The sequence below is a fragment of the Alphaproteobacteria bacterium genome (genome assembly GCA_033344895.1).
GTDB lineage: Bacteria > Pseudomonadota > Alphaproteobacteria > UBA8366 > Aestuariispiraceae > Pacificispira.
Genome location: JAWPMN010000001.1, coordinates 2,876,593 through 2,896,823 on the forward strand (window position 1 = coordinate 2,876,593; position 20,231 = coordinate 2,896,823).

Here is a 20,231-nt window from a genome sequence, read left to right on the forward strand (position 1 = left end):
AGGAGGAAATATGCGTGTAAGCCATGTAACGTGCGCGGTTGTCCTGTTTCTTGCGGCGAGCGTCGCCCCTGCGGCAGCCAATGACTTTAAACCTCAGTTGTCGAAGTATATTGAGAACGCTACCTGGATTCAGGACTCGGTCGTAACCTCGGCTGTGGAGGCGCAGAATGAGAAACATGCCGGATTGTCCGACGCTGATATCGAAGCGCTGGATCAGAAATGGCGCGCTGAAAAGGATGCGGGATCCGGCCCGATGATATCGGAGGTCCTGGCAAACGATCTGTCCGCTTGGCTGAAGCAGAAAAAGGACGAAAGCAACGGTCTGATCGCCGAGGTTTTCGTGATGGACAACAAGGGGCTGAATGTCGGCCAGAGTGATCCGACAAGTGACTACTGGCAAGGCGACGAGGCCAAGTTCCAGCAGACATTCGGGGTCGGTCCCGACGGTCAGCTGATCGACGAGGTGGAGTTCGACGATTCGTCGGAAAGCTTCATCAGCCAGGTCAGCAGGACCATCACGGATGCGTCCGGCGCCCCGATCGGCGCCGTCACGATCGGCATCAATGTGGAACTGCTCGGCGGCTAGGTCGAAAACGCACAACAGCGTTCCACAAGGAAACGAAACACCGGCTCCGGCTCTCGGGGCCGGTGTTTTGGTTTCGGCGGATAGTTTTCTGTGCCAATTCGCCTCTTGTTCATTATCGTGATATCCGGAAAATCGCTCAAAACAAAAGATGATCCTGAGTCTCAGGGGGAAACGCGACATGGGAAAACTCGACGAAATCTATCGGCGCAGCATCGAGGATCGCGACGGTTTCTGGACCGATGCGGCGGCTGAGCTTGAGTGGATCAAGCCCTGGGAAAAGGTGCTGGACGACAGCCGTGCGCCGCATTTTTACAGCTGGTTCCCCGGTGCGGAATGCAACACCTGTTACAATGCCGTCGACCGCCATGCCGACGGAGGACGTGGCGATCAGGACGCGATCATCTATGACAGCCCGATCACCGGGCGGCAGAAGCGCATCACCTATTCCGACCTGAGGGACAAGGTCGCGCGCTGTGCCGGGGTGCTGAAGTCGCTGGGCATCGAGAAGGGCGACCGGGTCATCATCTACATGCCGATGATTCCGCAGGCCGCGGTTGCGATGCTGGCCTGCGCGCGGATCGGGGCCGTTCATTCGGTCGTCTTTGGCGGCTTTGCGTCGAACGAGTTGGCGACCCGGATCAAGGACGCGCGCCCGCGGGCGATTCTGACAGCGTCCTGCGGGATAGAGCCGGGACGCATAATTCCCTATCAGCCGCTGGTGGAAGGCGCCCTCGATCTGGCGCCGGGCATTGTCGAAAGCATCGTCGTGACCCAGCGCGAAGAAGCCCGATGGGACCTGAAGGACGGCCGTGATCACGACTGGAAGTCCGCTCTGGAGGGGGCGGCCCCGGCGGCATGCGTGCCGGTCAAGGCCACCGATCCGCTCTACATCCTGTATACATCCGGCACGACGGGTCAGCCGAAAGGCGTCGTGCGCGACAATGGCGGGCACATGGTTGCCCTGAAGTGGTCGATGAAGAACATCTATGACGTCGATCCGGGGGAAATCTTCTGGGCGGCGTCGGATGTCGGATGGGTCGTGGGGCATTCCTACATCGTCTACGCGCCGTTGCTACAGGGCTGCACGACCGTCCTATTCGAGGGGAAGCCCGTTGGCACACCGGATGCCGGGACGTTCTGGCGCGTGATCGCGGAGCATGGCGTGACGACGTTGTTCACCGCCCCGACCGCCTTCCGCGCGATCAAGAAGGAAGATCCTCGCGGCGCGCTGATCGGAGAATACGATCTGTCTAAGTTCCGCGCCCTGTTTCTGGCCGGGGAGCGCTGCGACCCGGACACACTGGCCTGGGCGCAGGAGAAGCTGAAGGTTCCGGTTATCGATCATTGGTGGCAGACGGAGACCGGCTGGCCGATGGCCTCGAACTGCATGGGGATCGAACCGTTGCCGGTCAAACCGGGGTCACCGACCCGTGCGGTTCCGGGCTACGACATCCGGGTCATCGACGACAAGCTGAACGAGGTCCCGCGCGGGGAGATGGGGGCGATCTGCGTCAAACTGCCGATGCCGCCGAGTTGCCTGCCGACGCTGTGGAACGCGGATCAGCGGTTCATCGACAGCTATCTGGCGGACTATCCCGGCTACTACAAGACCGGTGACGCAGGCTATATGGACGAGGATGGGTATCTCTATGTCATGTCGCGTATCGACGATGTGATCAATGTTGCCGGGCATCGCCTCTCGACGGGTGCGATGGAAGAGGTCCTTGCCTCGCATCCCGATGTCGCGGAATGCGCGGTGATCGGGGCGGAGGACCAGTTGAAGGGCCAGTTGCCGCTGGGCTTCCTGGTGCTGAAGGCCGGGGTCGACCGCGGTGAGGACGAGATCGTGAAGGATGTGGTCAAGCTGGTCCGCGATCAGATCGGGCCGGTCGCGGCCTTCAAGAACGCAACTGTGGTCAAGCGATTACCGAAAACCCGGTCCGGCAAGATTCTGCGCGGCACGATGGCGTCCATCGCCGACGGCAAGGAATACAAGACGCCGGCGACCATCGACGATCCCGCCATCCTGGACGAGATTGCCGAAAGCCTGCAGGCGATCGGCTATCCTAAGAGGTAGTCTCGGGCGAATTTGCGGGACTTTCGGGGTGACACCCCGTCGTGTCAGTAGCCCCGGGCGGGGTCTACCAGGCTTTCCAATGGCGCGCCCGCGATCCAGCGTTCCAGATTGTCGCCGAAGGCGCGGGTGAGATTGACCTCCCAGCCGCTGATGCTGTCGGCCATATGGGGGGTGACGATAACGTTCTCATGGTCCCAGAGCGGGCTGTCCTGCGGCAGAGGTTCGGTTCGGAAAACGTCCAGAATGGCCGTACCGATCTTGCCGCGGTTCAGGGCGCGCAACAGGGCATCTTCATCGACGACGGCGCCGCGTGAGGCGTTGAGGAATATGACGCCGTCCGCCATGGCGTCGAAAGCGGCGTCATTGATGATCCCGGCAGTCTCCGGCGTCGACGCACAATGGACCGAGACGAAATCCGCGCCGTCCAGAGCCGTCAGGAGGTCTGTCGAGCCATAGACGGTGTCGACATGGTCGGTCGGCCGGGCAGTGCCGCGTGTGCCGACTGTATGCATCCCGAAATACTTCGCGTGCTGTGCCACCAGACGACCGATGCTGCCCAGGCCGACGACACAGAACTTGCGGTCGGTCAGCGGTGGCCATTCATGGCGTTCCCAGTGTTTCGCTCTCTGTTGTTTGGCATAGCGCGGCATGCCGATATTGGCGGACATATGCGCGGCGATGGTGAACTGGGCGAGGAAGGGCGCATTGACTCCGGCGGCATTCGTTACCGTCTTTGCGGCGGGGTCCCATTTCCCGATATGGTCGACGCCCGCGCCGCCATTCGACAACCATCGAACTGACGGAAAGGTGAGAAGTTCCGGAAACCGGTTCTTCGGATACGGCTCCCCGGCAATGGCAAAGATGACGGTCGGCTGGAAGCGCTCGAGAACGCCGGGAACCTTGTCCGGGTCGTCTTCGACATGGATGGCCATATCGGGAAAACGCTGCCGCAGGGGCGGGGCAATCTGATCCGGCACGCTCGTGATCACGAGCACTCTGTGGTCCGATGACATGGTTAGCCTCAATCCGGGGGAGGGACTTAGTCCGGCGCGTATGCCTTGAGGAAAAAGGCGATCGTGTCGTCTACATGACGTTCGATTTCCTCGTCCGACGGGACATCGCCGACTCCAAGGCTCAATCGCATGTGCCAGGGCTCCTTGATCATGGCGATCAGGCGCCAGGCGGCGCGTTCCGTGTCCCGAATGTCGAGGATGCCTTTGTCGTGCTGCTCCTGCAGATAGGTACGAAGGCGGCGGATCAGCGGCTTAGGTCCGTCCTCGTGGAAACTCTGGGCCAGTTCGGGGAAACGTTCGGCTTCGGACAGGACGACCCGGAACAACCGGACACCGTCCTTCGACATCAGAATCCGCAGAAACCGGATGCAGAATGCCGTCAGAACCGGCCTGGGTGACCGATCGTCCATGCCGGCCGCGATATCCTCGTTCAACTCGACGCAGCCGTCATCGCGATCGTCCAGTACGCGTTGTCCGCCGATAATCGCGCAATGCCGGTTCATCACCGCGATGAACAGCGAGGCCTTGTCCGAAAAGTGACCGTAGACGGTTCGCTTCGACACATTCGCGTCGGCGGCGATGGCATCCATGCTGACGCTGCGATAGCCGAACTTCATGAACAGATGCGAGGCGGCATCGATGATCTGTGCCCGCTTTTCCTCGGACCTCGTCATCGGCTTTTCGTCGGTCAGGGCTTGGCCTTCCACAGGCGTATCACTCCGTTTGTCTCACCGCGCTCCCGCAGGGGGAACAGTAAGAGGTTTATCAGATTACTCAATGCGGCCCTCTACGATCGGCCGCCCCCGTCACAGCTAGGCGGCGCTGATATGCGGTCAAGAGTATAGGAAATTTCTTATTGAAAAGTAAACTCGTCCGTGTAGTTTATATAAACGAAACCGTGCAGTTTACATCCTTGGCGCCCCCTGCGCCGTGACTTGGAAGGTAAGGAAAAGAACATGCTTGCGCGCTTCTCGGAATTCGTTCTGCGCTGGCGTTGGGCGATCGTTCTGCTGTCCCTCGTGGCAGCGTTCGGCGCAGCGGCCGGCGGCAGAAATCTCGAGTTTTCCACCAATTACCGGGTCTTCTTCAGTGAAGACAATCCTCAGCTCCAGGCCTTTGAATCCCTGCAGCGGACCTATGTCCGGGAAGACGTCATCATGTTCGTCATCCAGCCGGAAACAGGGACGGTCTTCACGCCCGAACTGTTGTCCGGCATGCGGGACCTGACGGAAAAGTCCTGGCAGATTCCGTATTCCACCCGGGTCGACAGCCTGACGAATTTTCAAAACAGCTATGCCTCTGGGCAGGATGATTTGATCGTCGAAGATCTCGTTCCGGATGCATCGCCGCTCGACAGGGCCGACCTTGACCGAATCGAGCGAACGGCGCTGAGCGAACCATTGCTGCTGGACCGCATTGTGTCGCCGGATTCCAGAACCGCCGCGGTATCCGTGACGGTGAACCTGCCGCTGCAGAGCGAAATGGAAGTGCCGGAGGCGATGGAATACGCCCGAATTCTGGCGGAGGAGTTTCGCGGCAATCATCCGGATGCCCGTCTCGCCATCACCGGCTCCGTCGCGCTGAACAACGCCTTTACCGAGGCAAGTCAGGCGGACATGTCGCTGCTGGTGCCGTTGATGTACGCGTCGCTGTTACTGGTCATGGCGGTTTTGCTGCGGTCGGTTACGGGCACGATTTCCACCCTGCTGGTCATTGCCCTGTCGGCGGTAACCGCCATGGGGCTGGCCGGCTGGCTGGGCATTGGCCTGACGCCGCCTTCGGTCAGCGCGCCGACGATCATCCTGACGATCGCAATCGCGGATTCGATCCACATCCTGATCACGATGATCGGACGGATGCGGGCCGGCGACAGCAAGTATGACGCCATTCGCGAGAGCTTGCGCATCAACTTCCAGCCGGTCTTTCTGACCAGCCTGACGACGGTCATCGGCTTCCTGTCGCTCAATTTCTCGGATGCGCCGCCTTTCCGTGACCTCGGCAACATCACCGCGATGGGCGTCACGGCCGCCTGGATCTACTCGATCCTGTTCCTGCCGGCGCTGATGGCGATCCTGCCGATCCGGGTGAAGCCGTCGCCGGAAGGGGCCCGCACGGCGATGGACCGTTTCGCGGAATGGGTCATTGCCCACCGGACGCGACTGCTGGTCGGTACGACCGCGACCGTCGTTGTCCTGGGGGTCATGATCCCGCGGATCGAACTGAACGACCAGTTCGTGAACTATTTCGATGAATCCCTGGAATTCCGTCAGGACACGGATTTCGCCATGGATAACCTGTCCGGCATCTATCAGGCGCAATGGTCGTTGCCGGCCGGCGGGTCCGGTGCCGTCAGCGATCCCGGTTTCCTGAAGTCGACGGACGGGTTCGCGGACTGGCTTCGCGCCCGACCGGAAGTGGTTCATGTCCAGACGGTTACCGATATCTTCAAGCGCCTGAACAAGAACATGCATGCCGATGATCCGGCTGAGTACCGATTGCCGGATGAGCGCAATCTAGCGGCGCAGTATCTGCTGCTGTTCGAGATGTCGCTGCCCTATGGTCTGGATCTGAACAACCAGATCAATGTCGACAAATCGTCGACGCGTATCGTGGCGACGCTGGAGAACATCACCACGAACGAGCTGCAGGCGCTGGACCGCGAGGCCAAGGCCTATCTGGCGGCAAACCTGCCGACCGGGGAGGCGACCGAGGCCTCGGGCCCGTTCGTGATGTTCGCCTATATCGCCGAGCGCAACATCGAAGGCATGCTGACCGGAACGTTCCTGGCGTTCCTGCTGATCTCGGCCACCCTGACGCTGGCCCTGCGCAGTATTCGCCTGGGCCTGATCAGTCTGGTGCCCAACCTGATCCCGCCTGTCATGGCTTTCGGTGTCTGGGCGATTCTCGTCGGTGAGATCGGCATGGCGTCGTCAATCGTCACGGCAACCAGTCTTGGCATCATCGTCGATGCGACGGTGCATTTCCTGTCGAAGTATCGCCGGGCCAGAATCGAGAAGGGCGCCAGTGCCGAAGACGCCGTCCGCTACGCCTTCTCTACCGTCGGGACGGCGCTCTGGGTCACCAGTGCGATCCTGATCGCCGGTTTCGGGGTCCTGTCTTTCAGCGCGTTCCAGATCAACTCGTCGCTGGGCATGCTGACGGCCATCACACTCGCCATGGCCCTGATCGCGGACTTCCTGTTGCTGCCGGCGGTACTGCTCACCTTGGATCGTGGCCGCAAACGGTCACGCGATGCGTCGATGAACGCCACTCAACCCACCACGCAAGCTGCGGAGTAAACTCATGATCAGACAGTCGCTTTTATCCGCCACGGTCGCAGCCCTTCTGACCCCGACCGCCGCCGGCATCGCCTTTGCGGCGACGCCGGAGGAACGCGGCCATGAAATTGCCGTAGAAGTCGATGCCCGGGATATCGGATTTGAAGACAGCAGGGTCGCGATGCAGATGCTGCTGAGGAACGCCGAGGGGGAAACCTCGACCCGGGAACTCTGGGTCGAGACCCTGGAGGTCCCGAATCCGGAAGAGGGTGACAAGAGCCTCACCTATTTCCTGAATCCGGGGGATATCGAGGGCACGGCATTCCTGAGCTTTACCAAGATTCTGGAGCCGGATGACCAATGGCTCTATCTGCCGGCCCTGAAACGGGTGAAGCGGATCAGTTCGTCAAACAAGTCCGGACCCTTCGTCGGCAGTGAATTCGCCTATGAGGATCTGACCAGCTTCGAAGTCGGGAAGTACGATTACAAGTATCTCGGCGATACCGAATGCGGGGACATGACCTGCTTCATGGTCGAGCGCTATCCGCTGTACGAGGATTCCGGGTACACCCGACAGATCGCCTACATTGACCAGGCCGAGTATCGAATTCTCAAGGTCGAGTTCTACGACCGGAAGGATTCGCTCCTGAAGACGCTCGAATCCAGCGACTGGAAGGAATATCTCGATCAGTACTGGCGCGCCCACAATCTGCATATGACCAACCATCAGACCGGCAAGGAGACCATCCTGGTCTTCCAGGATTATGAATTCCGGACGGGCGTGTCGGAGCGAAACTTCAACAAGTCGCGCCTCGACAACATCCGGTGAGACGCGCGGGGACGGGTATGCGACGCACAATATTGGGCCTGGGCGCGGCGATCGCGCTCGGGATGCCGGCAGGTTGGGCAGGCGCGCAGGAGGCGGAGCTTTCGGGCTCCGTCTCCGCTGAACTGCGGTACTTCCCTGAAGATCCAAAATTCGCCGATCAGGACGACCGGCATTTCGGACCGTCGATTGCGGTGGAACCGGAATTCCGGTGGGAGGGTGGTGATGCCCTGCGCCTGACGGTGATTCCCTTTCTGCGCTATGATGCGGCCGATCCGGACGAACGGACGCATTGGGACCTTCGGGAAGCCAACCTGTACTACGAAGGCGAGACCTGGGATGTGATCGCCGGCTTGGGGAAGGTCTTCTGGGGCGTTGCGGAGTCACGGCACCTGGTCGACGTCATCAACCAGAATGACGGCGTCGAGGATATCGACGGCGAGGACAAGCTGGGCCAGCCGATGGTCAACCTGAACCTCCTGCAGGATTGGGGCACTGTCGGGCTGTTTGTGCTTCCGGGGTTCCGGGAGCGAACCTTTCCCGGCGATTCGGCACGGCTGCGCGGGGCCCTGCCGGTCGATGAGGACCAGACGCAGTATGAAAGCAGTCAGGGTCGGCGCCATGTCGACTTTGCCGCGCGCTACGCCCACTACTTCGGCAACTGGGATGTTGGTGCCAGCCATTTCCACGGTACCAGCCGTGAGCCGCGATTCATTCCGGTCTCGACGCAGGACGGTGCAGCGGTGGCTCCGGTCTATGACCAGATCGACCAGACCGGGATCGACCTGCAGTACACAGCCGATGCCTGGCTGTGGAAATTTGAAGGTATCCGCCACAGTGGATTTCGAACCAGCGATTCGTTTTACGCCATGGTCGGCGGTTTCGAATACACGCTCTACGGCATTGCGGACAGCGATGCGGATCTCGGTCTGCTGGCCGAGTATCTCTGGGATGGCCGGGATTCCGGCGCGCCGGCGACCCTGTTCGACCGCGATGTTTTCACCGGAATGCGTCTTGCCCTGAACGACGTACAGTCGACTGAAGGCCTGGTTGGCCTCGTCACCGATACGCGCAATGGCGAGATGCTTTTCTTCGCCGAGGCCGAACGGCGCATCGGCGATTCCCTCAAGGCCGAACTCGAAGGCCGTTTCTTCCTCAACGCCGATACAAATTCCCCCTCGGCGTCCCTGGAAGACGACGGGCAGGTTACCCTGCGCCTGAACTGGTACTTCTGATCCGCGGCCTTGATCGCGGCCGGGGGTGCCGACGCCCCCGGCCGCCCTTTTCCCTTCCGACTCCCACCGCCATTCGACCGGCTGAGCGTACGGGTGGAGAATCTTCTGGTGTTCCGAAAATTTGGGTTTTTCAGAACCGCGACTCGCCACAGCTTGGCCCCGTCGGCGGCAACAAAACTTTCTTCGAAAAAGTCTTTGCGCCCGTGAATCCCCTATGGCAGTCTAAACCTAGTGCGGTGATACGGACCGATCCACCAGATATCGCGGCTAACACGACATCTGGATAGGCATGGAGAGAGGCCTAGAGCGGTGATCGTCACGGCACCGACGGCGGAGGATCCGCCGGGTCCCGGGCTCTTTGCGGCCGGCATGGAGATTTCGGGGCGGCGGGCCATCCCTTCCGCACCATCGAAGGGGAGAAGACCCATGACCAGTTTGCAGGTCGACCATACCGCACAGCTCGCGAATCCGCTCGATATCCTCGAAGCCATGTTCCAGGCCAATGAATGGCCTTTCGAACGGTCTGACGACGAGGAATTGATCGTCGAGACGACCGGCGGCTGGTGCGACTACCGTCTGCTGTTCGTGTGGCGGGAAGACATGCATGCATTCTACTACACCTGCACGTTCGATCTGAAGATTCCCAGCGATCGCCGCCGTGGCGTGGCGGAACTGCTGGCGCTGATCAATGAAAAGATGTGGATGGGCCATTTCGATCTGTGTTCGGAAAGCGGTTCCCCGACCTATCGCCACACGATCCCGACGCGCGGAATGGCGGGTTTCTCCGTTGAGCAGCTGGAAGATCTGATGGATATCGCCCTGGCCGAGTGCGAGCGCTTCTATCCGGCATTCCAGTTCCTGCTCTGGGGCGGGTATCAGCCCGAGGAAGCCGTGCAGGCAGCACTGCTGGACTGTCAGGGAGAAGCCTGACCGGTCGCGCCTGTCTCAGGCGGATCTTCTTTCCTGATCCCCCGCGTTTCAGGGCGCGGGGGATTTTGCGTTCCGATGGGGCGCTTCCAAATTGACATCGGATGCCACCTATGGCGAAAGAACCCCACCATCTGATCGGGGAGTGGGCGGATGTTCTTTGAGAAGCTGAGCCTCAGGCAAAAGATCGCGCTTCTGGCGCTGGCGAAGCGCATGATGATCGCCGATGCCAAGGTGCGCGTGGAAGAGGATGCGCTCTACCAGATTCTTCGAAACGAGCTTGGACCGGGTGTGGATGCACCGACACAGGACGTTTTCGGCCCGATCGACGTATCTGAATTCGATGACCGCCATTCCCGACTTGTACTGTTGCTTGCACTCGCCATCATGGCGTTCATCGACGACAACTTCCACCCCAGCGAATCGAGCGTCCTGTCCCAGGTGACAGAACAGTTGGGGTTCTCCGAGGAATTGGTCGCAAGGGCCATGGACATTGCGGAGCGACAGGGGGCGATCGTCGTCGAAATTGAAAATCTGTTCGGCACGGCCGGGTGACCGACCCCCCGACATCGAAGTCCAAAGGAGTATCCCATGACGCAGACCCTGACGAGACCCCTCATTCTGATCGGATGCGGCAAGATGGGCGGCGCAATGCTGAGCGGCTGGCTCGAATCCGGTATCGCCGGAGGCGGTGTCTATGTCGTCGATCCCATGGGGGGCGGACCGTTCAAGGGGCGTGATGGCGTCACCGTCGTGGCGGGCGCGGACGAGGTGCCGGACGATCTTGATCCGGAGGTCATCGTTCTGGCGGTGAAGCCGCAGCAGATGGATGCATTACTGGCCGATTACAAACGCTTCTCCGGGTCGTCGAGCCTGTTTGTGTCCATTGCGGCCGGGAAGACCATCGGATACTTCGAGACGCATCTGGGGGCGGACGCTGCCATCGTACGTGCGATGCCGAACACGCCCGCCGCCATTGGCCAGGGGATCACGGTTGCTTGCCCGAACGGGAATGTCAGTGCGGATCAGGTTGCGCTGGCCGAACGGTTGCTGCGTGCCGTCGGGGAGGCGGCGAGCGTTGACGACGAACGCCTGATTGATGCGGTGACCGCGCTCAGCGGGGGCGGACCGGCCTACACCTTCCTTTTGATCGAATGCATGGCGAAGGCCGGTGCTGCCGCCGGGCTGCCGCAGGATCTGGCGGATCGGCTCGCTCTCGTGACCGTTGCCGGGGCGGGACAACTGGCCCTGTCCAGCGAAGAACAGCCGTCGAAACTGCGCGAGAATGTGACCAGCCCGGGCGGGACGACCCTGGAAGCGCTGAAAGTGCTGATGCGGGAAGGCGACGGCCTGCCGGACCTCATGGTGGAGGCGATTGCTGCCGCCACGCGCCGGTCCAGGGAACTGGGCAGCTAACGGACGGGCCCTGCTGCCGGGCTTGGCTACAGGGCCTGATTCAGGACAATCGGGTCGCGCAGCCAGCCGTCCTCATAACGGATGCCGGACAGGTTTCCAAATTTCCGCTGGCGGTCCAGTTCGGATTCCAGCTTTTTCATGCGCCCCTTGCCGAAACGGATTCCCGGTTCGGGCCACAGGGCGGTGATCTGCAGCGCGTCCGCGTTTCGATCCGCCTTCATGTCGATGCGGCCGACCATTCTGTCTCCCTCGAGAATGGGGAAGACATAATAGCCGAATGTCCGCTTCTCGGCAGGCACGAAGACCTCGATCCGGTAGTCGAATCCGAACAGGCCTTTCAGACGTTTACGGTCGCGCAGGACCGGGTCGAACGGGTTGAGGATGCGCAAACCGGGTGGCGGCGCGCCGGTGGAGCGCACGGCGGCGACGAGGTCCATCCGCCCGAACAATGTGCGCTTCCGTCCGTCGATCTGTTCGACGCAGACTGGCTCCACTCCCTCACCGAGATGCCGGTCGCACCAGCGTTTGGCATCGTCCGTCGTGATCAGGTCCCAATAGCCCGCGATTTCGCCTGCGGTCCCGAATCCAAGCCGATGAAGCGCCTCCCGGCATGCCCAGTCGACAAGTTCGTCATGGTCCACGGGCGCCTCGCGATGCGGTGCCGGAATCACACGATGGGTGAGGTCATAGACCTTCTGGAAACCCTCCCGGCGGCAGATCGCCAGTTCTCCAATCCGCCAAAGATATTCCAGGGCCGTTTTGGAGGGGTGCCAGTTCCACCAGGCTCCGGGTCCCTTGCGCTCGTCTGGCGAGAGTTCGCGGGAAAGCACCGGACCGTTTGCCTCGATATGGCTCAGGACCTGTGCGGTTTCGTTCAGGAAATCCGGGCCGTGCCAACGGGTATAGCGATCCGACAACAGTCTTCGGCGGTTTTCGAAGCGCCGCATCCAGTACGGATAGAATGCCGACGGGATGACCGATGCATCATGGGTCCAGTTTTCAAAAAGCTGCCGCTTCCGCTCCACCAGACGCTTCAACTGAAGCGGCCGGTAGCCGGTGGCGCGGCTGGACAGGATCATGTGATGGGCGCGTTCCAGCATGTTGATACTGTCGATCTGAACGAAACCCAGCCGACAGATCAGATCCATCAGGGTGTCGTCATTCATTGGCCGGCGGTGCGATTCACCCAGGCCCTGAAGCCCCAGAATCAGGTGACGGCCCTGCTCGGCGGTGATGGTCGGCAGGGCCGTCATGCGGACTTCTCCATGAAGATGACAGGCAGGTCGGCCCCGGGCGCGGGCATGACGCCGCGTGAAACCGGACTGTATCCCAGGGCCGCATAGAACCCTTCCGCATTGGCGTTGGATCGGACAGTCAGGTGCCGGCGGCCGGCTGCGCGGGCGGCCTGTTCCACCCTTTGCACCAACCGCCGGCCCAGTCCGGCTCCGGCTGTGTCCGGATGGACGAAGACCTTCCGAATTCGGGCGGCATGGGACGAATCCGGCACGTCACACCAGCCGGCGCTTCCCAGCAGACGCCCGTCCTCATGCCATGCAAGAAGGAGATTGTTGGCGGCGAGGGTCCCTGCGTAACCCGGGTCGCGAATCAGAAGAATATGCGCGCGTATCTGGTCCGGTGTGTGGAAGGGGCCGGCGAGCCCGGACCAAGCGGTCTCGTGCAACCGTCGCACCGCTTCGGCGTCTTCCACCCGGTAGGCGGCGAACCGAATGGCCGTTGAATCGATCACGTTTCCGTCGCCGCCCCGCCGCGGCGTCGGCGCCTCGGGCGCAGGTCGCTTTCCGACACCCGTCCGGCGGCAATGCGCCGCGCGCGCAGCGCCTGGACAATTTCGTAACGGCGCTCGTTGGTTGCACCGCCCCATTCCGCGATTTCTCCCGTCGTGCGCATGCAGCCGGAGCATCGGCCTGTCGCAGGATCCAATGCGCAGATACCGATGCAGGGGGAGGGGATGTTGGGCAGGGCTGCCACGAATTCGTTCCAGTTTTGTTTGACCCTGTCCAGCTAATCGGGCTGTCGCGGGAATTCAAGTCGATTCACCAGCAAGGGCGGTGATTGCCTATATTTCGATGATTCTAGAAATACCGTTGACATCGATCTGAGATCGCCGTAGTTTTAGGGCATGAGTGAACTGGAACAGACTGCGGCCTGCTTGGAGGCCCTTGGAAACCCCACACGGTTGGCGATCTACCGCCTTCTGGTCCGTGCGGGTGAAGAGGGACAGAGTGTCGGCCGAATTCAGGCCGCCCTGTCGGTTCCGGCTTCGACGCTGTCCCATCATCTGAAGCATCTGGAGATGGTCGGAATGGTTTTGCGGCGGCGGGAAGGGACCACTCATACCTGCGTTGCGAATTACAGGACGATGAACAAGGTTCTCGGATTCCTGACGGAAGAATGCTGTGCCGACAGCGGCATCGCCCCCACACAACCCCACAGCGCCCACAAGATAAGCGCCTGACGCTTTGGAGAGCGACGATGACGGATCACGCCCAAGGTACTTCGCCCAACTATTTCGATGTTTCTGGAAGTATCGTTTCCTGGCTTCGATCCCTGCCGAGGGACCGGGTTGTCTGGGCGTTCGCTGCTCTAATCGCTGCGGTCTTTCTGCTGGCGACGGATGATGCGACGGCGCTCCTCGGTGCGACCGGCAACAGCCTCGCGGAAACCGGGCCCTTCATTGCCGCAAGTATTCTGATCGCCGCCTACGTTAAGGCGACGGGTGCGGATGCCCTGATTGCCCGCGCCCTGTCCGGGCGACAGGAAAGCGCGGTCCTGACGGCGGCCGTCTTTGGAGCCTTGTCGCCGTTCTGCTCCTGCGGGGTGGTGCCGTTGATCGCGGCGCTGCTGGCTGCCGGGGTGCCGCTGGCACCGGTCATGGCCTTCTGGCTCGCCTCACCGGTGATCGATCCGGAAATGCTGGTCCTGACCTGGGGCGTGCTTGGGGCGGAAATGGCGATTGCGAAGACGCTTGCTGCCATCGGGCTGGGATTGCTCGGCGGAGGCACGGTCATGGCAATGCAGCACATGGGCATGCTCTGCGACGTTCTGCGCGACGGTGTGGGCGGGAAATCCTGCTGTGGCACCAAGCCGTCACCGGTCGCGACCGGTCAGGGCTGCGGCCCCGCCAAGGATGAGACGCCGCGTTGGGCGTTCTGGACGGAAGGCAATCGTCGCATTCAGTTCGTCGAGGAGACCGGGACGATGGGCTGGTTTCTGGTCAAGTGGCTGAGCCTTGCCTTCCTGATCGAGGCGATGATGATCGCCTGGGTTCCGATGGAGCGGATTGCGGGCGGCCTGTCAGAACTTGGCCCGTTCGCTGTTCCCGCCGCGGCGGCGGTCGGGGTTCCCGCTTATCTCAACGGATACGCTGCGATCCCGCTGGTCCGCGGCCTGATGGAAGTGGGCCTGCAACCCGGGGCCGCGCTGGCCTTCATGGTCGCGGGCGGCGTCACCTGCATCCCGGCCGCGGTCGCCGTCAAAGCATTGGTGAAGATGCCGGTTTTCCTGATGTACCTCGCCATAGCGGCCATCGGTTCCGTTGCCGCCGGCTTCGCCTTTTCGGTCTACTTCATGATCTAGGCGTTCAGGTAGTTCCAGACCCGTTCGGGCGTCAGCGGCATGTCGATGTCCTGGCGCCCGATTGCGTCTGCGACGGCATTTACGACTGCGGCCGGGCCACCAATGCTGGCGATTTCACCGGCGCCTTTCATGCCCAGAATGTTGATCTCCGTCGGCGTGTCGGCCGAATGCAGATCGAAAAACGGCACATCCCCGGCGCGGGGCAGCTGGTAATCCATGAAAGACCCGCTGAGCAACTGACCGGTATCCGGATCGAATGCGGTGCGCTCGTACAAGGCCTGACCGATTGCCTGCGCCAGGCCGCCATGAATCTGACCTTCGGCAATCATCGGATTGACCCGACGGCCGAGATCGTCGACCGCTGTGAACCGGTCGAGTTTCACGAAACCGGTATCCGGATCGACCTCGACTTCCACGATATAGGCACCATGCGGGACAGTCTGGATTTCGTGATCGCTTTCGGCGGTGCCACCGCAAAGATTCTCGCGTTCCTCCGGCAGGTCGGCGGCAATTTCCGTCAGGGTGACGCGGCGGTCCGTGCCGACGACCGTGAAACCACCCGCGCCGTACTCCAGGTCCACCTCGGCGGTTTCCAGCCGCTCGGCGGCCAGTGCGCGAGCATTGTCCAGCATGACATCGGCTGCCTTCATGATCGTCACGCCTGCAATCGGCAGAGAAGACGATCCGCCGGTCCCGCCGCCGGTCTTGATTTCCGCGGTATCGCCCTCGACAACGCGAATGCGGTCCATCGGAATTTCCAGCTTGTCGGCCAGCAATTGCGCAAACGCGGTCTCGTGCCCCTGGCCGGATGCCTGGACCCCGGTCAGGACAAGGACACTGCCATCCTGTTGCAGCAGCACTTCGCTGCGTTCGGATGCGCTGCCGCCGGTCAGGTGCAGGTATAGGCCGATCCCGATACCGCGCTTCAATCCCCTGGATTCGCTTTCCGCCCGCCGGGCCTCGAAGCCTTGCCAATCGGCCGCGTCCGCACCGGCATCCATGACCGCTTCGAAGCGGGCGGAATCGTAAATGAAGCCATTGGCGGCCTGATAGGGCATCTTGGCTTCAGGCACCAGATTGCGGCGCCTGAACTCAAGCGGCCCCAGCCCGGTTTCCCGCCCTGCCTTCTCAATCAGGCGTTCGACCAGATACTGCGCCTCCGGCTTCCCGGCGCCGCGGTAGGCATCGGTCGGGGCGGCATTCGTATAGACGGCCGAGACCCGCACATGCAGGGCCGGGATGTCATAGACATGACCCAGTGTCTTGGTGAATCCCTTGGTCAGTACACCGACACCCAGCGCAGACGCATAGGCGCCCATGTCACCGATCGTGTCGACCTTCAATGCGGTGATCCGGCCGTCGGCGTCGATTGCAATAGAAGCCTTCCCGGCCTGGCCCCGTCCATAGGCGTCGGACAGGAACGCCTCGGACCGGCTTTCGACCCAGCGTACGGGGCGCCCGAATGCCTTGGACGCGGCAAGCACCAGTGACTGTTCGGGATAATTCATCAGCTTGATGCCGAAACTGCCACCGACATCGCCGGTCACCACGCGGACGGCGGCAGGGTCGACGCCAAGCGTCGCGGCCATCATGTCGCGCATGAAATGTACGCCCTGCGTCTGGGTGAACAGGGTGTAGCCGCCGTCCTTGTATTGCCCCAGGGCGGACCGTGTCTCGATCGGCGCGACGGAAACCCGGTCGCTGCGCTGGCTGATCTCGACGATCTGGTTTGCTGCGGCAAAGGCGGCTTCGACCACATCAGCATCGCCCTCCTCCCAGACAACGGCGGTGTCGGTTGAGTGGACCGGATCGGTGACGGCGGGCAGTTCATTGAAATCCGCCAGAATTGCTTCCATCGCGTCGTGGGCGGCGGATTCCGACTCTGCGACGATGAAGGCGATCGGGTCACCGACGAAACGGACCGTGTCCCGCGCCAGCAGGTCGCGGACGGGGGCGCGGAAGGGCGTGCCGTCGCTGCCGGCATGGGCGGCCTTGCACGGCATCGGCTTGCAGCCCAGTCGGTCCAGGTCGGCAGCAGTCAGAATGCCGACGACGCCCGGAATTTCGGCTGCGTCGGCGACATCCAGCTCCGTGATACGGCCATGCGCGACCGGAGACCGGAAAACGACGGCATGCAGCATGTCCGGCAGGCGCAAGTCTTCGACAAAGCGGCCTTTGCCGGTCAGCAGTCTTGTATCCTCAAGGCGCGGAATCGATTTGCCGGACCAGTCGCTCATGTCACACTCCCGTTTTCGCGTCGGTCCGGTTTAGCAATGTGCAACCCGGGCGACAAACCGGAATAGCGACCGATGGCCCGAAGCGGCCCTGGCAAAGAAATTGAATGCCCATTCCAGAAATCTATATTGGAAGGGTGAAAGAGGAGTCTGAACAATGGGTCGCGTCAGAGCTTTCGATCCGGATGAAGTACTGGACCGTGCCATGCGCACTTTTTGGCAGCATGGCTACGACGCCACGTCGATCGACGATATCGTCAACAGCACGGGTGTGAACCGCGCCAGTCTGTACGGTACTTTCGGGGACAAGAAGCAGATCTTCCTCAAAGCGTTCGAACGCTATGTCGCGGCCAGTACCGTGGCCAACCTGGATGCCGCCACGACGCCGGGCAGCGCGCGACCGGCCCTGGAATCGCTTTTCGAACGTCTTGTGACGCGATCCTGTGACGGGCGCCATGCGGGATGCATGATCACTAACACCGCCACGGAATTCGGCAGTCGCGATCCGGAGGTCCTGGACCACGCTCGTCGGGCGCTGGCGCGAATCGAGAACGCGCTGGACCGCCTGTTGCGACGGGCACAATCCTTCGGTGAATTGCCGGATGATGTGGATGCCCGTGCTAAAGCCCGCCATCTCATGGCGACCATGCAAGGGCTACAAGTCATTTCGAAGATCAATTCCGACCCTCGCATGCTGAAGCAGATCTGCGATCAGGCCGTCGACGCCGCCTTCGAATAACTCTCACACGACTGTGAACGCCCAGGCGGCATTTTGTATTGGAACAATCGTTCCACAATCACCACCTCCCTGACCGAGGCATCGGACGGCGGTTGGCCGTCCGGGTTCAATCGACAAGGAGTTTCAAGCATGAGCGATAGTGTCATCCATTCCATCGGCAGTGCCCCGGAAGGCTCCAAGCCATTGCTCGAGAACGTGCAGGCGAAGTTTGGCTTTCTGCCGAACATTCTGGGTGCGATGGCCGAAGCGCCGGCAACCCTGGAAGGCTACCTGACGCTGTCCGGTATTTACGACAAGTCGTCCCTGTCACCGGCCGAGCGCCAACTGGTGCTTCTGGCAATCAGCCGCGAGAACGAATGCCACTTCTGCGTCGCGGCCCACAGCGGCGGTGCCAAGAAGGCAGGACTCGACGAAGCGGAGATCGAACATGTTCGTGAGGGCGAGGCGCTGAACAATCCCAAGCTGGAGGCCTTGCATGCCTTTGCGACGGCGGTCACGGTGAACCGTGGGCAGGTCGGTGAAAAGGCGCTGCAGGACTTCTTTGATGCCGGGTATACCCGTCAACAGGCCTATGAAGTCGTGTTGGGGGTGGCAGTCAAGGTCATGACCAACTATGTGGATGCCATGGCGGACGTGCCGCTGAACGACCAATTGTCTGCGATGAGATGGGTTCCGCCGCGGCAGCGTGCTGCCGAATAGGCGACCGCCACATCGTCAAAGGCCTTGTGAACGGACCGGCGCAATGCCGGTCCGTTTCGGCTTTTCTTCGGGAAGGCCTCTGATACAGTCCGCGACCGAGATTCCGCACCCAGTTCCAAGGGAGACAGAACATGCCCGCATTGACCGACTTTTACATCGACGGCGCGTGGACGGCCCCGTCCGCCCCCAGGACGCTCGACGTCATCAATCCGGCGACGGAAGAAGCCTGCGCGACCATATCCCTGGGCTCTAAGGCCGATGTCGACCGCGCCGTTGCCGCCGCCAAGAAGGCCTTTGAAACCTGGGGCCGGACGACCCCAGCGGAACGGCGCGCGTATCTGGTGAAGCTGGTCGAGGTCTATGAACGCCGTGCGGAGGAAATGGCGCAAGCGATTTCCAAGGAAATGGGCGCGCCGATCGCCATGGCGCGCAATGCACAGGCCGCGTCCGGCACGGGCCATCTTCGCGCCTTCATTCAGGTCATGGACAGCTTCGCCTGGGAACATCCGCTGCGTGACGATGCCCCGGGTGAATACATCGTTCATGAACCGATCGGCGTTGCCGGGCTGATCACGCCGTGGAACTGGCCGATGAACCAGGTCACGCTGAAAGTCGGCGCAGCGTTGGCCGCGGGCTGCACCATGGTCCTGAAGCCGTCGGAAATCGCGCCCCTGTCTTCAATGCTGTTTGCCGAATTCGTCGATGAGGCCGGCATTCCGAAAGGCGTGTTCAATCTGGTGAACGGCGACGGCCCGAATGTCGGTGAGGCGATGAGCACTCATCCGGATATCGACATCATGTCGCTGACCGGGTCGACCCGTGCCGGGATCGCCGTGACCAAGGCGGCGGCCGACACGGTCAAACGCGTGTCGCTGGAACTGGGCGGCAAGGGCCCGAACATCATCTTTGCCGATGCGGATATCCGCAAGGCGGTCAAGGGCGGTTCCATCGGTGTTTTCTACAATTCGGGACAGTCCTGCAACGCGCCGACCCGCATGCTGGTCGAGCGTTCGGTGTATGACGACGCCGTGGAAATTGCCCGCGAGACGGCCGAAGCCACCAAGGTCGGGGAGCCGTCGGAAGAAGGTCGCCATATCGGTCCTGTCGTCAGCGCAGCCCAGTTCGAGAAGATCCAGGGGCTGATTCAGGCCGGTATCGACGAAGGCGCCCGTCTGGTCGCCGGCGGTGTCGGCCGCCCGGAAGGCGTGAACCGCGGTTACTTCGTACGGCCTACGGTCTTCGCCGATGTCACGAACGACATGACCATCGCCCGTGAAGAGATTTTCGGCCCGGTTCTGTCCATGCTGCCGTTCGATGACGAGGAAGAGGCGATCCGGATCGCCAATGACACGGTCTACGGTCTGACGTCCTACGTCCAGTCCGGCAGCCAGGCACGGGCCCAGAAAGTTGCCCGTCAACTGCGGGCCGGCATGGTGATCATGAATGGGGCGTCGCGCCCCGGAGGCAGCCCGTTCGGCGGCTACAAGCAGTCGGGCAACGGCCGCGAAGGCGGTTCCTGGGGCCTGCTCGAGTTCCTCGAAGTGAAGGCGATTTCAGGCTGGGATCCGAATGCCTGATCGCAATTGATCGTTCGGGAAAAGCGC

19 protein-coding genes are annotated in these 20,231 nt (G+C 61.6%); 13 read left to right on the top strand and 6 right to left on the bottom strand.

Annotation, left to right across the window (positions count from 1 at the left end; translation table 11 throughout):
- Nucleotides 1-10 precede the first annotated feature (10 nt).
- Nucleotides 11-586 (top strand): PDC sensor domain-containing protein, encoded by a 576-nt coding sequence (locus R8L07_13995; GenBank protein MDW3206642.1) that lies wholly within the window; start codon nucleotides 11-13, stop codon nucleotides 584-586.
- A 178-nt stretch (nucleotides 587-764) separates the two neighbouring features.
- Nucleotides 765-2,663: a propionyl-CoA synthetase gene (locus R8L07_14000; GenBank protein ID MDW3206643.1), complete on the top strand. Its 1,899-nt coding sequence runs from the start codon at nucleotides 765-767 to the stop codon at nucleotides 2,661-2,663.
- 44 nt (nucleotides 2,664-2,707) lie between these two features.
- On the opposite strand, the gene R8L07_14005 is transcribed toward R8L07_14000, so the two are convergent.
- Nucleotides 2,708-3,676, bottom strand: a complete 969-nt coding sequence (locus R8L07_14005; protein ID MDW3206644.1) for a D-2-hydroxyacid dehydrogenase — start codon at nucleotides 3,674-3,676, stop codon at nucleotides 2,708-2,710.
- Nucleotides 3,677-3,702: 26 nt separating this feature from the next.
- Complete coding sequence (locus R8L07_14010) at nucleotides 3,703-4,350, bottom strand: TetR/AcrR family transcriptional regulator (protein MDW3206645.1); 648 nt, start codon at nucleotides 4,348-4,350, stop codon at nucleotides 3,703-3,705.
- A gap of 282 nt (nucleotides 4,351-4,632) precedes the next feature.
- Between R8L07_14010 and R8L07_14015 the strand changes: the two genes are divergently transcribed.
- The 6 genes from R8L07_14015 (at nucleotide 4,633) to proC (ending at nucleotide 11,358) form a co-directional block, all read left to right on the top strand.
- Nucleotides 4,633-6,975 (top strand): MMPL family transporter, encoded by a 2,343-nt coding sequence (locus tag R8L07_14015; GenBank protein ID MDW3206646.1) that lies wholly within the window; start codon nucleotides 4,633-4,635, stop codon nucleotides 6,973-6,975.
- 4 nt (nucleotides 6,976-6,979) lie between these two features.
- On the top strand, nucleotides 6,980-7,783 hold the full coding sequence (locus tag R8L07_14020) for an outer membrane lipoprotein-sorting protein (GenBank protein ID MDW3206647.1): 804 nt from the start codon (nucleotides 6,980-6,982) through the stop codon (nucleotides 7,781-7,783).
- Between the two features lie 17 nt (nucleotides 7,784-7,800).
- A complete protein-coding gene (locus R8L07_14025) occupies nucleotides 7,801-9,015 on the top strand; it encodes a hypothetical protein (protein ID MDW3206648.1) in 1,215 nt (404 codons plus the stop codon).
- Between the two features lie 426 nt (nucleotides 9,016-9,441).
- Nucleotides 9,442-9,945, top strand: coding sequence for a YbjN domain-containing protein (locus R8L07_14030; protein MDW3206649.1), 504 nt, complete (start codon nucleotides 9,442-9,444; stop codon nucleotides 9,943-9,945).
- Nucleotides 9,946-10,095: 150 nt separating this feature from the next.
- On the top strand, nucleotides 10,096-10,497 hold the full coding sequence (locus R8L07_14035) for a hypothetical protein (GenBank protein MDW3206650.1): 402 nt from the start codon (nucleotides 10,096-10,098) through the stop codon (nucleotides 10,495-10,497).
- A gap of 36 nt (nucleotides 10,498-10,533) precedes the next feature.
- Nucleotides 10,534-11,358 carry a pyrroline-5-carboxylate reductase gene (gene proC, locus R8L07_14040; GenBank protein MDW3206651.1) on the top strand — a complete coding sequence of 275 codons (825 nt, stop codon included), beginning with the start codon at nucleotides 10,534-10,536 and terminating at the stop codon, nucleotides 11,356-11,358.
- Nucleotides 11,359-11,384: 26 nt separating this feature from the next.
- On the opposite strand, the gene R8L07_14045 is transcribed toward proC, so the two are convergent.
- From R8L07_14045 to R8L07_14055, 3 genes are read right to left on the bottom strand one after another with little or no spacing between them, the layout of a single operon-like run.
- Entirely contained in the window at nucleotides 11,385-12,611 is a 1,227-nt protein-coding gene (locus R8L07_14045) for a crosslink repair DNA glycosylase YcaQ family protein (protein MDW3206652.1), read from the bottom strand.
- Entirely contained in the window at nucleotides 12,608-13,105 is a 498-nt protein-coding gene (locus tag R8L07_14050; protein ID MDW3206653.1) for a GNAT family N-acetyltransferase, read from the bottom strand. The genes R8L07_14045 and R8L07_14050 overlap by 4 nt, the downstream gene beginning before the upstream one ends.
- Complete coding sequence (locus tag R8L07_14055) at nucleotides 13,102-13,347, bottom strand: DUF1289 domain-containing protein (protein ID MDW3206654.1); 246 nt, start codon at nucleotides 13,345-13,347, stop codon at nucleotides 13,102-13,104. The genes R8L07_14050 and R8L07_14055 overlap by 4 nt, the downstream gene beginning before the upstream one ends.
- A gap of 151 nt (nucleotides 13,348-13,498) precedes the next feature.
- Between R8L07_14055 and R8L07_14060 the strand changes: the two genes are divergently transcribed.
- Together R8L07_14060 and R8L07_14065 are read left to right on the top strand one after the other, a co-directional pair.
- Nucleotides 13,499-13,834, top strand: a complete 336-nt coding sequence (locus R8L07_14060; GenBank protein MDW3206655.1) for a helix-turn-helix transcriptional regulator — start codon at nucleotides 13,499-13,501, stop codon at nucleotides 13,832-13,834.
- Between the two features lie 17 nt (nucleotides 13,835-13,851).
- Nucleotides 13,852-14,955, top strand: coding sequence for a permease (locus R8L07_14065; GenBank protein ID MDW3206656.1), 1,104 nt, complete (start codon nucleotides 13,852-13,854; stop codon nucleotides 14,953-14,955).
- Here the strand turns inward: R8L07_14065 and R8L07_14070 are convergent.
- Nucleotides 14,952-17,192, bottom strand: coding sequence for a xanthine dehydrogenase family protein molybdopterin-binding subunit (locus R8L07_14070; protein ID MDW3206657.1), 2,241 nt, complete (start codon nucleotides 17,190-17,192; stop codon nucleotides 14,952-14,954). The genes R8L07_14065 and R8L07_14070 overlap by 4 nt on opposite strands.
- Before the next feature lie 154 nt (nucleotides 17,193-17,346).
- On the opposite strand from R8L07_14070, the gene R8L07_14075 reads away from it, so the two are divergent.
- From R8L07_14075 to R8L07_14085, 3 genes are all read left to right on the top strand, one after another.
- Nucleotides 17,347-17,928 (top strand): TetR/AcrR family transcriptional regulator, encoded by a 582-nt coding sequence (locus tag R8L07_14075; protein MDW3206658.1) that lies wholly within the window; start codon nucleotides 17,347-17,349, stop codon nucleotides 17,926-17,928.
- A gap of 129 nt (nucleotides 17,929-18,057) precedes the next feature.
- Nucleotides 18,058-18,627 carry a carboxymuconolactone decarboxylase family protein gene (locus tag R8L07_14080; GenBank protein ID MDW3206659.1) on the top strand — a complete coding sequence of 190 codons (570 nt, stop codon included), beginning with the start codon at nucleotides 18,058-18,060 and terminating at the stop codon, nucleotides 18,625-18,627.
- Nucleotides 18,628-18,758: 131 nt separating this feature from the next.
- Nucleotides 18,759-20,204: an aldehyde dehydrogenase family protein gene (locus R8L07_14085; protein ID MDW3206660.1), complete on the top strand. Its 1,446-nt coding sequence runs from the start codon at nucleotides 18,759-18,761 to the stop codon at nucleotides 20,202-20,204.
- Nucleotides 20,205-20,231: the final 27 nt, after the last annotated feature.